This is a genomic window from Pseudomonas simiae (assembly GCF_000934565.1).
In the GTDB taxonomy this organism is placed as follows: Bacteria; Pseudomonadota; Gammaproteobacteria; order Pseudomonadales; family Pseudomonadaceae; genus Aquipseudomonas; species Aquipseudomonas simiae.
In genome coordinates this window covers 3,890,895-3,904,596 of the sequence record NZ_CP010896.1, presented here as the reverse complement: position 1 = coordinate 3,904,596, position 13,702 = coordinate 3,890,895, and the positions used below count along the sequence as shown (strand labels likewise).

Annotated in this window: 12 protein-coding genes and 1 pseudogene; 8 read left to right on the top strand and 5 right to left on the bottom strand. The window is 59.5% G+C overall.

Annotated elements, in window-relative coordinates:
• Together PF1751_RS17470 and PF1751_RS17465 are read left to right on the top strand one after the other, a co-directional pair.
• A complete protein-coding gene (locus PF1751_RS17470) occupies window positions 1-744 on the top strand; it encodes a hypothetical protein (protein ID WP_010209269.1) in 744 nt (247 codons plus the stop codon).
• On the top strand, window positions 744-1,457 hold the full coding sequence (locus PF1751_RS17465; protein WP_010209270.1) for an AAA family ATPase: 714 nt from the start codon (window positions 744-746) through the stop codon (window positions 1,455-1,457). The genes PF1751_RS17470 and PF1751_RS17465 overlap by 1 nt, the downstream gene beginning before the upstream one ends.
• Window positions 1,458-1,509: 52 nt before the next feature.
• Here the strand turns inward: PF1751_RS17465 and PF1751_RS29125 are convergent, their stop codons facing one another.
• The 3 genes from PF1751_RS29125 to pmrG form a co-directional block, all read right to left on the bottom strand.
• On the bottom strand, window positions 1,510-1,713 hold the full coding sequence (locus tag PF1751_RS29125; RefSeq protein WP_080662759.1) for a hypothetical protein: 204 nt from the start codon (window positions 1,711-1,713) through the stop codon (window positions 1,510-1,512).
• Between the two features lie 60 nt (window positions 1,714-1,773).
• Window positions 1,774-3,429 (bottom strand): lipid IV(A) 4-amino-4-deoxy-L-arabinosyltransferase, encoded by a 1,656-nt coding sequence (arnT, locus tag PF1751_RS17460; protein WP_044287426.1) that lies wholly within the window; start codon window positions 3,427-3,429, stop codon window positions 1,774-1,776.
• A 174-nt stretch (window positions 3,430-3,603) separates the two neighbouring features.
• The gene (gene pmrG / locus PF1751_RS17455) at window positions 3,604-4,278 is read right to left on the bottom strand and encodes a lipopolysaccharide core heptose(II)-phosphate phosphatase PmrG (protein WP_010209274.1); all 675 of its coding nucleotides are present in this window, start codon (window positions 4,276-4,278) and stop codon (window positions 3,604-3,606) included.
• A 276-nt stretch (window positions 4,279-4,554) separates the two neighbouring features.
• Here pmrG and PF1751_RS17450 point away from each other — a divergent pair, with 276 nt between their 5' ends.
• The 6 genes and pseudogenes from PF1751_RS17450 to PF1751_RS17425 all read left to right on the top strand — a co-directional run bounded on the left by PF1751_RS17450 (window position 4,555) and on the right by PF1751_RS17425 (window position 11,790).
• On the top strand, window positions 4,555-5,223 hold the full coding sequence (locus tag PF1751_RS17450) for an ABC transporter ATP-binding protein (RefSeq protein ID WP_010209278.1): 669 nt from the start codon (window positions 4,555-4,557) through the stop codon (window positions 5,221-5,223).
• Between the two features lies 1 nt (window position 5,224).
• Window positions 5,225-7,687 carry an ABC transporter permease gene (locus PF1751_RS17445; protein ID WP_044287424.1) on the top strand — a complete coding sequence of 821 codons (2,463 nt, stop codon included), beginning with the start codon at window positions 5,225-5,227 and terminating at the stop codon, window positions 7,685-7,687.
• A complete protein-coding gene (locus PF1751_RS17440) occupies window positions 7,677-8,738 on the top strand; it encodes a lipocalin-like domain-containing protein (RefSeq protein WP_044287423.1) in 1,062 nt (353 codons plus the stop codon). Before PF1751_RS17445 ends, PF1751_RS17440 begins: the two co-directional genes overlap by 11 nt.
• A gap of 142 nt (window positions 8,739-8,880) precedes the next feature.
• Window positions 8,881-9,866, top strand: a pseudogene (locus PF1751_RS17435) (hypothetical protein).
• Between the two features lie 2 nt (window positions 9,867-9,868).
• Window positions 9,869-10,222, top strand: a complete 354-nt coding sequence (locus PF1751_RS17430; protein WP_044287422.1) for a hypothetical protein — start codon at window positions 9,869-9,871, stop codon at window positions 10,220-10,222.
• Window positions 10,223-10,347: 125 nt separating this feature from the next.
• Window positions 10,348-11,790, top strand: coding sequence for a PPC domain-containing protein (locus tag PF1751_RS17425; protein WP_044287421.1), 1,443 nt, complete (start codon window positions 10,348-10,350; stop codon window positions 11,788-11,790).
• 48 nt (window positions 11,791-11,838) lie between these two features.
• Here the strand turns inward: PF1751_RS17425 and PF1751_RS17420 are convergent, their stop codons facing one another.
• A complete protein-coding gene (locus PF1751_RS17420) occupies window positions 11,839-12,939 on the bottom strand; it encodes an SMP-30/gluconolactonase/LRE family protein (protein WP_044287420.1) in 1,101 nt (366 codons plus the stop codon).
• Window positions 12,936-13,613 (bottom strand): sterol desaturase family protein, encoded by a 678-nt coding sequence (locus PF1751_RS17415; protein ID WP_044287419.1) that lies wholly within the window; start codon window positions 13,611-13,613, stop codon window positions 12,936-12,938. The genes PF1751_RS17420 and PF1751_RS17415 overlap by 4 nt, the downstream gene beginning before the upstream one ends.
• Window positions 13,614-13,702: the final 89 nt, after the last annotated feature.

Genomic DNA, 13,702 nt, shown 5'->3' with positions numbered 1-13,702 from the left:
ATGGTTTTTTATTGTGTGTCGAGACCGGTCTCGTTAGCGGCGTTATTTATAAAAGAACAGCTCAGAGAGCCTGTTGCATTGTTTTGGACGGTGATATCTCCAGTGGTGACCTACTATTTGATTACCTACGTGCGTGCGCCACTGAATAGTTCGGCTGTGGATTATCTCTCCAGTACTTCGTGGTTCTATGCTTTTGTGTCATCGAACGTGGCATTGTTTGGGCTGGCGTTTTATATGGTCGGTCGGAGGGAAAGTGGTTTTCTTCGGTCTTTTGTTTATACGGGGCGTACTAAGGTTGTCTTTTTGGTTGGGCAGTTTTTCGCATATACAGTTGTGTCGATATTGTATGGCTCTGTGTTTTATTTACTTACCCGTATTTTTTCAGGGCGTGTGGATGTTGCCGAGTATCTCGTGATTATTGGACGGTTTTACGTTTGTTTTCTTGTTTTTTCTATTCCCTCGCTGTTGCTGACACTGGTCCCGTTAGGTTTTCAAAATACGAGTACACTTTTTTCTATTGTGTCCCTCACGATGTTAGCACTTGGAATTCTGAGTGTGGGTCCAGTAAGTCCGGCATTAGGGGTTATCAGTTTTTTTAATCCGATGTGGTGGGCGAATAGGATTATGTTGGACGGAGTGATGGAATGTGGGATGGTTGTCTTGGTGGTTATTATTTCACTTCCGTTTTTGTTTTTAGTGATGTGCCGGTTTTTACTGATTAACCCTGTTTGGAGCCGTTACTGATGGCGGGACTTCTTGTAGATTCTCTTGATGTCAGATATGGAACTCATATCGTGTTTCATAAGGCTTCTCTGACAGTCGAGGCCGGCTCCATATCAGGCCTTCTCGGTCCAAATGGCTCCGGCAAAACCACCTTTTTTGATGTGCTGTGCGGCCTGAAGAAAATGGATGGCGGCGCGATAAACAACGCCTTCTCAAAGCTGCTCTACCTGTCGCAGATCATCAGCACACCCCCTGTATTTCGCATGTTCGACATCTTCAAAATGACCATGCTGTTTTGCTCTGACACCAAGGTCACCCAACAACATGCGCTTGATAAAATCGAAAAATGGAGCCCAGGCATCGCAGAGCGTTACGGCGAGATCTGGAACAAAAAATCTGCACTCTGCAGCTACGGGGAAAAACGCTGGTTTTTTACGTTGTCCCTGCTCTGCGCCAGCCCGGACCTTGTGATATTGGATGAACCCACTGCGGGTGTGGATCCAGAGTTCCGTTATCACATCTGGCGTTGTCTGGAGGGGGCCGCGGCAGGAGGTGTCGCGGTGTTGGTTTCATCACACAATGTCGATGAGATCGTTGCGCATTGCGATGATTTCTACATGTTGAGTCAAAGACAATTCAACCGTTTCACTGATGCGCAAGGCTTCATGGATGCATACAGCGCTAATAGCTTGGATGAGGCATTTATTCACGCCGCCAGCCTGCCAAAAGGATAAGACCGCCTCATATTTGGGCTGCGGAATGGACACCACGCTCCCACAGCGCGCTTTAGGGCGCCGCGGTTCGAACGTCTTCGGCAAAGCGCGGCACACCGCCATTTCCGTTGCTCCACGGGTAAACCACGCCCAGTATCAGCAGCATCAGCACAGCAGCTGTTCGTTGATCAGATAGATCCGCCACACGCTCAGCCAGGCGCCGATCCCGTACGGAAGACGCAGTGACCAGGACCGAGGCCACCCAGCTAGTGGGCATTGGCAATGATCAACCAGTTGCAGGACAGCGCGCCGCGTTCGGTCTTCCAGAACGTAGCCATCAAGGCGATTGCGGATAAATGATCAGTTCAAGGGAGCCCTTGTAGTAGCGTTTGCCTCCTGGCGGTAGTTGCCCGGCTTCGCGCATTTCACGGGTGCTGTTGACGCGCATCAGTACGCCGACCGAGCCGATAAGGCGCTTCTCCTTGAGCCAGGCCTGCACGTCTTCCAACCCCACTTTGCGATGTACTGACCCCGCGTATTGCAAGCCATAACGCAACTCGCCCTCGGTGTCATACAACGCGACTTCCGGGCGTTTCAGGCGCCAGGCCAGGGCGCTGGCATTCCCCAGTTCGTTGCTCAGCAGGGCTTGGGTCTGTTGCAGTTCTTCCAGGTGTTCGAGCACAAACTGGTCGGGCATTTCGTTGTCTGCGATCCACTCCGGCATGCTCGCCGGCAGCAGGATAACCAGCACGCCAATGCCCAAGGTCGGCATCGCCCACAGCGTCAGCGGGCGGAAGGCTTGCAGCAGGTTAGTGAGGATCCACACCAACAACACGATAAACGCCAGGGACAGGCTGAACATCTCCGCGTGGCTGTTGCTGTAAAGCGGCCGGGCGATTTGCAGGTAGATCAGCGCGATCATGGCGGCCATGCCGATCAGGAAATTGAGCAGGCCATTGAGGCAAAGGGTGCGGGCGCGGCCGTTGTTGATCAGGTTGACCAGCGTATGCCCCATCAACAAGGCCAGGGGCAGCAGGCACGGCATGATGTAGGTCGGCAGCTTGCCTTTGCTCAAGCTGAAGAAACCCAGCGGCAACAGCAGCCACAAGGCGAGGAAGGCGATCGCCGGTTGGCGCTTTTCCTGCCAGGCCTTGCGCAGGGTGGTCGGCAGCAACCCTGCCCAGGGCAGGCAAGCCACTGCGATGATCGGCAGGAAGAACCACCATGGCCGCACGTGTTGCGCGTTGTCGGCGCTGAAGCGGCGGATGTGTTCATTCCAGAAAAAGAAGCGCCAGAAGTCCGGTTCCTGCAGATGGACCGCCAGTGCCCAAGGCAGGCACACCAGCAAGCACACCAGCATGGCCAGTGGGCCATAGCACAGCAGTTCGCCCAGGCGGCGTTGCCAGAGCATGTAAGGCACTGCAATCAGCACCGGCAACGCCAAGGCCAGGAAACCCTTGGTCAGGAAACCCAGGGCGCAGGCCAGGCCCACGACGGCCCAGGCCCAAAGACGGCCGCGCAATGTGCTGCTGTCGAACGCAAACCACAGGGCTACCAGGCTCAGATTGACCCACAGGGTGAATTGCGGATCCAGGTTGGAATAACCCGCTTGCCCGGCCACCAGGCCGAAGCTCAGGTAGAGCAGCGCGCAGGCGAAGCTTTTGCGAGGGTCTTTCCACAGGCGACGGGCGATCAGATAGGCGAGCAGCACGCTCAATCCGGTGGTAAGGGCCGAGGCGATGCGCACACCAAACAGGTTCTGGCCGAACACCGCCTGGCCCAGGGCGATCAACCAGTAGCCGCCGGCAGGCTTTTCGAAATAGCGGATGCCCATGAAATGCGGCGCTATCCAGTTGCCGCTCTGGAGCATTTCCTGGCTGATCTGGGCGTAGCGGGTTTCGTCCGGGGTCCACAAGCCGTGCAGGCCCAGGGGAAGCAGGTAAAAGGCGACAAAGGCCAGTAATAATATCGGCAGGGGTTTTAATCGAGTCATGCAAACGTCGCTCCCTGACGTTTAGTTGCGGGGCTTTCAAGTAATGAAGTAGAAGAAAAAATCACAGCGCTCACTGAATTACGGGAAATAGTCATGATGTCCTTAGTTAAAAGGCGCAACTAAACATGCCAGAGCAGGGCTGTCTTTTTGCTGAACAAACAGACAGGAAAGTGTCTAGAGTTGTTTTAAGGCGGCGGGCCAGTCCTGGCTGTTGACGATGCCCAGCGTGTTGAATTTTCCGTTGGGCAATACCTGCACGAACAAGGCGCTGCCGTATTTGGGGAACGCGGCACGGGGAAAACCCAGGGTGCTTTCGAAGTCGGCGATGCAACCGCTGTGGGTGACGAAGACCAGGTTGCGTCCGGGGGTTTTGTGACTGAGCAATTCTTCGCCCATGGCCGCGCCGCAGACGGCTTGCTGGCCGGAGGTCAGTTCATTTTTGCCGAACATGAAGCGTAAGGTCTGGGCGGTGCGGATGGTTGGACTGGCCAGCACGTCGCTGCCCTCCATACCCAATGTTTTAAAGGCTTTTCCCAGGGCTTCGGCGTTCTGGCTGCCGTTGATCGTCAGGCCTTCCACGGGCCCCAGGCAAGGGTTGGTCGAACGGTCGCAACGTTCTTCGTGGCGCACCAGCACGATCAGGTCGCCGTCGCGCCACAGGGGCAGCATGTGGGAGGTCAATAGGCGATTGCCGATGCCCAGGTCCTTTGGCGATGCGTTCCACAGCAGGCTGGCGGCGAACAGCAAACCCACCACGAAGAGCCCCAGCCACAGGCGTCGCAGGCGCTTGATAAAGACCCATCGCGAGCGCGGTTTGGTCAGGGTAAAGTCAACCACTTCAGTCACCATGGGCAGTGTTGGCAAAGTTGTATTAGTTAGGTGCAACGTGTTGGCGTATGCCCACAGTGAAGCCAGAGGCTGTCATACGGAGGCTGTCTTTTGGCTGAACATGCTGCGGTTAAAAAGTTGTCAGGCGGGGCAACTAACAAGTTGCCGGCGAACGACCCATGGCCGGTAATCTAAAGTGTGCTGGGTGGTTAGCCGGTGAAATCCATGTGAAAAATTTGCATGGCCTGGATCGGCAGCCGTTATTCTCGATTGCCCCCCTATCAAACGAGTGTCGTCATGCTGCAGGTGCAAGGTGTGTTCAAAAGCTATGCCACCCCCCAGGGACCTCTGGCGGTGTTGGCCGGTGTGGATCTGCATTTGGCCGAGCGCAGCAGCCTGGCATTGATGGGCGAGTCGGGCAGCGGCAAGAGCACCTTGCTGCATTTGGTGGCCGGGCTGGACCGCGTGGACGGTGGCAGCATCCAGGTCGGCGAGCAGCGCCTCGATCAGCTCAGCGAAGCGCAGCTGGCCCACTGGCGGCGCACGGACATCGGGCTGGTGTTCCAGCAGTTCAACCTGATCGGCAGTCTGCGGGTGGATGACAACCTGGCGTTTCAGGCGCGATTAGCGGGGCGGTTTGACCCGCAGTGGCAGGCCCAGTTGGTGGAGCGCCTGGGCCTGGGTGATCTGCTCAAGCGCTATCCGGAACAGCTTTCCGGCGGCCAGCAGCAACGGGTCGCGGTGGGGCGGGCATTGGCGTCACGGCCGGGTCTGTTATTGGCCGACGAACCCACCGGCAACCTGGACGAAGCCACCAGCGACGAAGTGCTGCAACTGCTGCTGGACTTGCTGCGTGACAGCCCCACCAGCCTGCTGATGGTCACTCACAGCCCGCGCATCGCCGCCCGGCTGGACCAGCAGGTGGTGCTGCACCGCGGTCGTGTCGTGCCCGCGGGCGTCGCCTGACATGGCGGTCTTTCATTGGACCCTGCGCGCGTTGCTCAGCCACTGGCGGCGGCATCCTGTGCAGTTTTTCAGCGTGCTCACCGGCTTATGGCTGGCCACCGCGTTACTGGTCGGCGTGCAAGCCCTCAACAGCCAGGCGCGTGATAGCTATGCCCGCGCCAGCCAATTGATCGGCGGCGAACCCCAAGCCAGCCTCGGTACGCCGGACGGCGCCAGTTTCGCCCAAGAGGTCTTTGCCCAATTGCGCCGTGCCGGATGGCCGGTGTCGCCGGTGGTACAGGGGCGGGTGCAGCTCGAGGGACAGCCAGACGTGCGCCTGCAACTGATGGGCATTGACCCGGTGTCGTTGCCCGGCAGCGGTGCGGTGGCGGGGCAGCGTTTGAGTCAGGCGCAGATGCTGGCGTTTTTCGATCCGCCGGGGCGTACCTGGATCGCACCGCAGACCTTGCAGGCCTTGGGGCTGCATGAAGGTCAACAGCCAACCACCCTGAGCGGACACACCCTGCCGCCGCTGCAAATCCAAGCGGATATGGCTCCCGGTCTATTGCTCACCGATATCGGGTTTGCCCAACCGGTGCTGGAGATGCCGGGTCGCCTATCGCGCCTGCTGGTGGACAAGGCATTCGCTGCCGGCCAGCCCACGGCGCCCGCCGGGCTGCAACTCAAGCAGGGCGAGGATAATAACCTCGCACGCCTCACCGAGAGCTTTCACCTGAACCTCGACGCACTGGGCTTTTTGTCCTTCGTAGTGGGGCTATTTATCGTGCATGCCGCCATCGGCCTGGCACTGGAGCAACGGCGCGGACTGCTGCGCACCCTGCGGGCCTGTGGCGTCAGTGTGCGGATGTTGATTGCCAGCCTCAGCGTGGAACTGGGCGCGCTCTCATTGCTGGGCGGTGTGTTAGGCGTGGCCAGCGGCTACCTGTTGGCCAGCCTGTTGTTGCCGGATGTGGCCGCCAGCCTGCGCGGGTTGTATGGCGCTGAGGTACCGGGGCAGTTGAACCTCAGCCCCTGGTGGTGGGGCGCGGGGTTGGGTTTGAGCCTGCTCGGTGCCTTGCTTGCCGGCGCCAGTAGCCTGTGGCGGGCGGCGCGTTTGCCCTTGCTGGCGCTGGCCAATGCACAGGCCTGGCATGAAGCCCATGGACGCTGGTTGCGTCGCCAAGGCTGGGTGGCCAGTGCGGCGCTGTTGATTGCGGTGCTGGCGCTGTGGTTGGGCAACAGCCTGGCTGCTGGTTTTGTGTTGATGGCGGCGTTGCTGCTCGGCGCCGCCCTGGGGTTGCCGGTGGTGCTCAATGGCCTGCTCAAGGCCGTGTTGGGGCGCAGCCGTTCGGTGCTCGGCCAATGGTTTCTGGCTGATTGCCGCCAACAATTGCCGGCATTGAGCCTGGCGTTAATGGCACTGTTGCTGGCCCTGGCTGCGAACATCGGGGCGGGTTCGATGACCTCGGGGTTTCGTTACACCTTCAACAATTGGCTGGAGCAACGCCTGACCGCCGAGCTGTACCTCAACCCACAAACCCCGGCTCAGGCACAGCAACTCAGCACCTGGCTGGCGCAGCAACCGTTGGTGCAAACCGTGCTGCCCACTTGGCAGGTCGCCGTGCAACTGCAAGGTTGGCCGGCGGACCTGTTTGGCGTGGTCGACGACCCGACCTATCGCCAGCATTGGCCCCTGCTGGAAGCGGCCAATAAACCGTGGGACCAGTTGCAGCAAGGCGACACCCTGATGCTCAGCGAGCAACTGGCGCGCCGGCTCAACGTGAGGCTGGGCGATAGCGTAAACATTGCCACGCCCCAAGGCGTGTGGGCGCCGAAGGTGGTGGGGGTCTACGCCGACTACGGCAACCCCAAGGGGCATATGTTGGTCAATTCCACGCACCTGTTGACCCACTGGCCGACGCTGTCGCCGGCGCGTTTCAACCTGCGGGTTGCGCCGGAAAATGTGGCGCCACTGGTGCGCGAGGTGCAACGCGCCTTTGCCCTGGACGACAGCCGTATCATCGATCAGCAACAACTCAAAGGCTGGTCGAGCCAGGTGTTCGAACGCACCTTCGCCGCCACTGCCGCATTGAACAGCCTGACGCTGGGCGTGGCCGGTGTGGCGCTGTTCATCAGCCTGTTGACCCAGAGCCAGAGCCGCCTCGGTCAACTCGCGCCGCTGTGGGCGTTGGGTGTCACGCGACGGCAATTGATGCTGCTCAACCTTGGCCAGACCTGGCTGTTGGCTGTGCTCACGCTGATCCTGGCGTTGCCCCTGGGCCTGCTGCTGGCCTGGTGCCTGGATGCCGTAATCAATGTGCAGGCGTTTGGCTGGCGTCTGCCGTTGCAGGTGTTCCCGTGGCAATTGGCGCAATTGCTCGGGCTGGCAATGCTCGCCACGTTGCTGGCTTCGGCTTGGCCGCTGTGGCAGTTGTACCGCAGCCGTCCGGCAGACTTGTTGAGGACGTTTGCCCATGAAGATTAAGTGCCTGCTGTGGACGTTCCTGTTACTGGCCGCTTGCGACAAAGTGCCCGCGCCACAGGAGAGCTTCGCCGGCTTGGGCAGTGATGCGGCCGACTTCGCCCAAGTGGTACCTGGCAAGGTGTTCAGCTTCCCCGAGGATCATGGCCCCCACGCGGGGTTTCGGATCGAGTGGTGGTACGTCACTGCCAATCTCAGGGATGAACAAGGCAACGTATTCGGTGTGCAATGGACGTTGTTCCGCAATGCCCTCAAGGCCGGGCCGACACAGGCTGGCTGGCGCGATTCGACCATTTGGCTTGGCCACGCCGCCGTGACTTCCGCCACCCAACACTATGCCGCTGAGCGCTACGCGCGCGGCGGCGTGGGCCAGGCTGGAGCCCAGGCGAAGCCATTCAACGCCTGGATCGACGACTGGCATTTCGTCACCCGCCCCGGCGCCGCGAGCAGCTTGGCGGACATGCAACTCAAGGCCAGCGGTGCGCAATTCGCCTACGACCTGCACCTGACTTCCAGTCGCCCGCTGGTGTTGCAGGGTGACAATGGCTACAGCCGCAAGTCCGACCAGGGCCAGGCATCGTACTACTACAGCCAGCCGTTTTTCAGTGCCAGCGGCAGCGTCACTCTCGACGGCAAGGTGTATCAAGTCACGGGCCCGGCCTGGCTCGATCGCGAGTGGAGCAGCCAACCGCTGAGCGCCAGCCAGACCGGCTGGGACTGGTTCTCCCTGCACCTGGACCGTGGCGAACAGTTGATGCTGTTCCGGGTTCGACAAACCGACGGCACCGGGTATCTCACGGGCACCTGGATCGACGCGCAAGGCCAGACACAGACGCTGCACAACGCTGATATCCAGCTCGTACCGTTGGAAACCAGCACGATTGACGGCCGCAAGATTCCCACGCGCTGGTCGCTGAAAATTCCCGCAAAGCAGCTAGACATCACCACCCAAGCAGTCAATCCGAATGCCTGGATGAACCTGAGTATTCCATACTGGGAGGGGCCGGTGCAGTTCGAAGGTGGGGTGGGTTACCTGGAAATGACCGGGTACTAGCGCGGTTTCCGTAGGCTCTATTTCTTCGCTGCGTAGGCCGATTCCCAAATATAGATCTGCCCCCCCCCCCTGGACTTGTGTCCGGGGCGTAGGCGCTTGCTTATATTTCGACGCCATCTTCATCGCATCGGGAATGTGAAGCATGGCGCAGAGCTTTATCAATGACCGCGCGACGGACTATCAGAGTTTGAAAAATCGATCGATGGGCGGCGCCCTGAGTCGACCGCGCTCCGATCATTTCGACGTGTTGAACCGGTACCTGCGGCCCGGCCTGGTGGCGCCGGGGCAACTGGTGATTGTCCCCGACGGCCACAGCGTGAATTGTTCGGTCGAGGAAGCGTGGTTGATGCGTCATGCCGAGGAGGTGCGTCGCCACCTGGAGATGAGTGCAGCGGGCGGCGCAGTGGTGATCGACAACTATGACTTGCTGCAGAGTTTCATGGCGAATGGCTCGATTGGCATCGGCAGCGCGACGTCGGCGTGGGCGCGGCACCTGAATGAAGTGGCGCAAACGCTGGAGGACATCGAGCGGTTGCATCAGCGGTTGAAAGCCGGCGGCCTGGACAGGGCGGCATTTATCCAGCAGCGCCAGGCGTTGTTCCGGGGTTTAGAGGTGCAACTGCAAAGTGCGTCGCGGGTTGGTGCGGGGTTGCGGGGCAATGAGTCGTTGAAGAAAGTGCTGGGGATTTCGACCAAGAGCTATTTGCACAAGGGGGAGATCGCGGGGTATGCGAAGCGGATTCGGGAGACGGCGCAGACATCGAAGTGGTTGGGCAGAGGGACTTATGTGGGGTTGGCCTTGGACGTGGGCGTGGCGGGGTTGGAGATCAAGGAGGCGTGTGTGACGAGGCGGGAGGCACAGTGTCGAAGGGCGAAGTATGTGGAGACGGGGACGTTTATGGGGGGCGTGCTGGGGGAGGCGTGTTGGGTGCTGAGCTAACTCGTCGTGCATGCACCATTTTTTTAGGTGTCGCGACGAGAGGAAGCGGTGCTCTGACCTGCGCAATCGTTGGGGGCGCTGCTGGCGGGTATGCAGGAGGCAATCTAGGTGGCGACGGTGGCAAGTTCCTAGGCGGCAAGGTCATCGAGATGGAGGGTGATTTGATCTTTCAACCAGAGGGGGCTTAACAATGTCATGGTTTTTTGCCTACACCATCGTGATGGTGATTGGGACGTTTGTTGTCGTGGGACTGGTGCGTTATGCCAAGCGCACAAAACTCGACGAGTTGGAAAGTTACTTCAGTGAAAACGCAGAGGTACGCAAACTTCTGCAACGCTGGGAAAACCAGCGGTTTGCTAGATTTAATCGCATGTGCCTCATGATCAGTATCCTCACAACGCCAAAACGACATGTGAAAGACAGGCTCGTGACTGAGGCAGAGTTGGCCTCCATACCCATAGCACTCAAGCGGTGGGCGGTAGGGTTGTATCGTCTTGCGATTTTTTTGGCTGCCTACTGGGGGCTCTGGTTCACTTGGCTCTAGATTGCCCTTTCGGCGAAACATTTATTTGAAATAGTGCTGTACATCCATCCAGTACTGTCCTACATTCCATCCCAGGTGACCGGATGTCACCTGAGCTTCACTTTTTAACTATGGATGGATAAAAAATGAAATCGAAAAAAGCCTTTATGCTGGGCGCAGCCATGGCAGCCTCCTGCTTCGTTTCGGCCTTTGCCCTGGCCGAGCAAACCCCTCAGAAACTCAGCGCCGAAGCGGTCAAGCAGGCCGTGGACAAAGCGCTCAAATCCGGTGGCAAGCTGGACGCGGCGAAGGTCCCGGCCAGCCTCAAGCAAAAACTCCAGGCGGCTAAGAGCGGCCAGTCCAAGGCTGTCACTCAGTCCGTCAAATCCGCGCCTTTCAACACCGTGGTCGGCGAGTTGAAAAAGCCCGGCCAGGCCGAGCTGAAAAGCGCTGCCGTTGCGGCCTTCGTACCCCTGTTCCCGACTCTGGATATCAACACGCTGTACACCATCACCGGGGTGGCTCAAGGTGAAGAGTTCGCTTATCACTTCAATCTGCCTGAGAACGCGCGGATCCAGGTGCAACTGGTCAACCAGAGTGCGGGCAGCGACATGTCGTTGACCCTGTTTCAGGACGACGGCCAGGGCAACCTGAGCGTGGTGGGTTCCTCGGATGCGGCGGGCAATGCCGACGAGTATCTCAACGGTGTGCTGCCGGCTGGTGACTACTACTGGTACATGGTCGCCAAGGTTGCCAACAACTCGCAGTTCAGCTTTGGCGTGGCGGTGGACACCAACATCGACGCCTACGAGCCCAATGACTCGCCGCAAGCCGCCTTTGTGCTGCCGGACTCGATGAACAAGGTGACCGGCAACCTCGACAACGCTAACGATGTCGATTACTTCGACTTCAAGGCGGTGCGTGGCCAAAGCGTGAGCATGTACCTGGCCGGTGACGCGAGCGGCAGTCGCAACCAATGGATCTTCGACCGTTTTGACGGCGTCAATTGGGTCACCATCCCTGCCGGTTCGACCTCCACCTACCCGAGTGTCACGCCGGGCACTACCGTGAAGGTGCGTGTGCGGGCCAACCCGGCGGCGGTACAAGACCCGACCAAGCAGTACCAGTTGAGCTTGGGCTCTACGCCGCGGCTGAACACATCGGATGTGAAGGGCGACAATATCGTGCGTGTACCCGCGTCGATTTTCTGGATGGCGACCCAGGCCGCACGTACGGTGAACTGGACCACCAACTGGTCCGACTCCACGGGCGCACCGCTGTTGGGTGTCACGCCGGTCCTGCGCATCGACAAACGCTTCGACGGTGCCGAGTTCCACTGGACCGACTTCAAGGCCACCACCAACAGTGCGGGCACATCCCAGGCGAGTGCCGGTATCGGTGAGTGCTTCGGCGATAACCGTGTGCAGTACCCGGACAGCAGCACCGGTGTCACCTACACCTGGGACACCACCTTCAACTTCGGCGGCTGGCGTATCGAGCTGGACGAGTTCCCGGGTGTGGGCGTGGGGGGCGAGAACGTGCCTTACGTGACCTTCGGGCACATCTGCACCCAGAACATCGTCCACTGATTCAACGGTGTAAGTAAGCAGGGGCAGCCTGACGAGGCTGCCCCTTTTTTATTCACCCGCCAATGCCAGGTCCAACGGCAGGCGCGCCATGCTCGTGCTCGTCAGCGAGCCCAGGTACAACCAGTTTCCGTACTCCCTCGCGGTGGTGATCGGCGAGTAGTTCCCCGCGCTGCCATCCTGCAGGTTGGCGATGACCTTGCCTTCGGTATCCAACCCCAGCACAAAGGCTTTGTGCTCGATAGGCTTGGGCACCACCATCAGCGCCCGCACCATCACTTTGCGCAGCGATGGATAGCCGGCAAATCTGTCCAGCAAGGGATTGCGTGGTGAGTACAGCGCTACCCAGAAGCGGTCCTGGCCGTTGAAGCTGAGATTGTCCGGCAGTCCGGGCAGGTTGTCGAGAAACAGGTCATGGGTACCGGCGCGCTCGCCTTTGAGCCAGTAACGGCTGATGCGATAGGCGCCCGTTTCATTCACCAGCACAAAGTTTTCATCCGGGCCCAAGGCAACGCCGTTGGCGAATTGCAACTGGTCCAGCAGCACCTCGGTCGTGCCGTTGCTGAAGTCATAACGCAGTAGCCGACCATCGCCGCCATGTTCGATCACCGCTTCACCGTCCTGCCCATAACCCCAGCGGCTCGACGCGTCGCTGAAGTAGGCATAACGCCCGCTCGCGTCTACGGTGACGTCATCGGTAAAGCCAAAGGGCACGCCGTTGGCGCTGGTACTCAAGGTGGTGAGCTGGCGCTTGGCATCCAGGGCGAGCAAGCCCTTGATCCCGTCGGCAACGATCAAGCGTCCATCCGGGTGCATCGCCAGGCCCAAGGGCCGCCCACCGGTATTGACCAATACTTCCAGGCTGCGGCTGTCGGGCGAGGTGCGGATGATGCGTCCGTCATGCAAACCACTGATCAGGTAGCCCTGAGTATCCAGCAACAAGGCCTCGGGGCCGGCGATGTCCTGGGCGCCGATTCTCTGCACGCCCTTGAGGCGCAGGTTTTCGGCGTAAGGGCCGCTTTTCATCGACGGAGCCTTGGGCGGTGTCCAATTCACCGGTTGCACCTTAGTGGGCATCAACAGCAGGAAGGCGATCACCGCCAGAAACAGTACAAACAGCAGATGACGCAGTTTTTTTGGACGGGTGCTCATGACGATTCCTGGTTGTCCGGGGTGCTCGGTTCCCAGTGCAGGGTACCGAAGAGGTAATCCATCAAAGGGAGGACGATATTGAAGTTGCGCCCCTGCATCAGTTCACGACGGTGATGCAGGGCGTGCAGTTGGTGCATCTGGCGGATCCACGGCAAGCGCGCCACCGGATGCTCGGCGGGCAGGTGCTCGCAGGCGTGAAACACTTCGTAAAGTAAATACCCGAGGATCATGCACCCGGCGAACAGCCCTGCAACGTTGGGGCTCAATTGATTGAGCAACCACCAGGCGGGCAGGGTGATTGCCAGGCTGTGCAGCACGATCAGCCAGGCCGGGAACAGGATGACTCGCCAGTCGCGGGGGCTGTCGTAGGTCATGTGGCCGGGGGTGAAGAAACTGTGATGGTCGCCGGTGTGGCGTGCGTAGAACAGGCGGGCCAAGGCGTGTTTGTGGTGGCCGAGGTGGCGGTGTACGAGGTAGATGCAGAGGTTGAAGAACACCAGGGTCGCGGGCACGGTCAGCCATTGCAATGCGGATATATGGGCAGTGGATGACCAGGCCAGGGTGATGCAGGCAACGCCGTAGCCGAACACGAAACTGGCGTGGAGCCAGGGGTTGTAGTGGGGCGCGACGTTGGCGCGGTAACGGGCGCGAAAGGTCTCGGTGGGGTGGGCCATGGCGGGCAGCTCAGCGGCTTTTTGTTGGAGAGTGAGCTTAGTTGGTACTCGAATTTGTGCGAGTTTTTGCGTGGTACACCAATCTAATG

Coding starts and splice junctions, on each gene's coding strand:
- PF1751_RS17470 (WP_010209269.1), top strand. CDS start 1: ATGGTTTTTTATTGTGTGTCGAGACCGGTCTCGTTAGCGGCGTTATTT.
- PF1751_RS17465 (WP_010209270.1), top strand. CDS start 744: ATGGCGGGACTTCTTGTAGATTCTCTTGATGTCAGATATGGAACTCAT.
- PF1751_RS29125 (WP_080662759.1), bottom strand. CDS start 1,713: ATGCCCACTAGCTGGGTGGCCTCGGTCCTGGTCACTGCGTCTTCCGTA.
- arnT (WP_044287426.1), bottom strand. CDS start 3,429: ATGACTCGATTAAAACCCCTGCCGATATTATTACTGGCCTTTGTCGCC.
- pmrG (WP_010209274.1), bottom strand. CDS start 4,278: ATGGTGACTGAAGTGGTTGACTTTACCCTGACCAAACCGCGCTCGCGA.
- PF1751_RS17450 (WP_010209278.1), top strand. CDS start 4,555: ATGCTGCAGGTGCAAGGTGTGTTCAAAAGCTATGCCACCCCCCAGGGA.
- PF1751_RS17445 (WP_044287424.1), top strand. CDS start 5,225: ATGGCGGTCTTTCATTGGACCCTGCGCGCGTTGCTCAGCCACTGGCGG.
- PF1751_RS17440 (WP_044287423.1), top strand. CDS start 7,677: ATGAAGATTAAGTGCCTGCTGTGGACGTTCCTGTTACTGGCCGCTTGC.
- PF1751_RS17430 (WP_044287422.1), top strand. CDS start 9,869: ATGTCATGGTTTTTTGCCTACACCATCGTGATGGTGATTGGGACGTTT.
- PF1751_RS17425 (WP_044287421.1), top strand. CDS start 10,348: ATGAAATCGAAAAAAGCCTTTATGCTGGGCGCAGCCATGGCAGCCTCC.
- PF1751_RS17420 (WP_044287420.1), bottom strand. CDS start 12,939: ATGAGCACCCGTCCAAAAAAACTGCGTCATCTGCTGTTTGTACTGTTT.
- PF1751_RS17415 (WP_044287419.1), bottom strand. CDS start 13,613: ATGGCCCACCCCACCGAGACCTTTCGCGCCCGTTACCGCGCCAACGTC.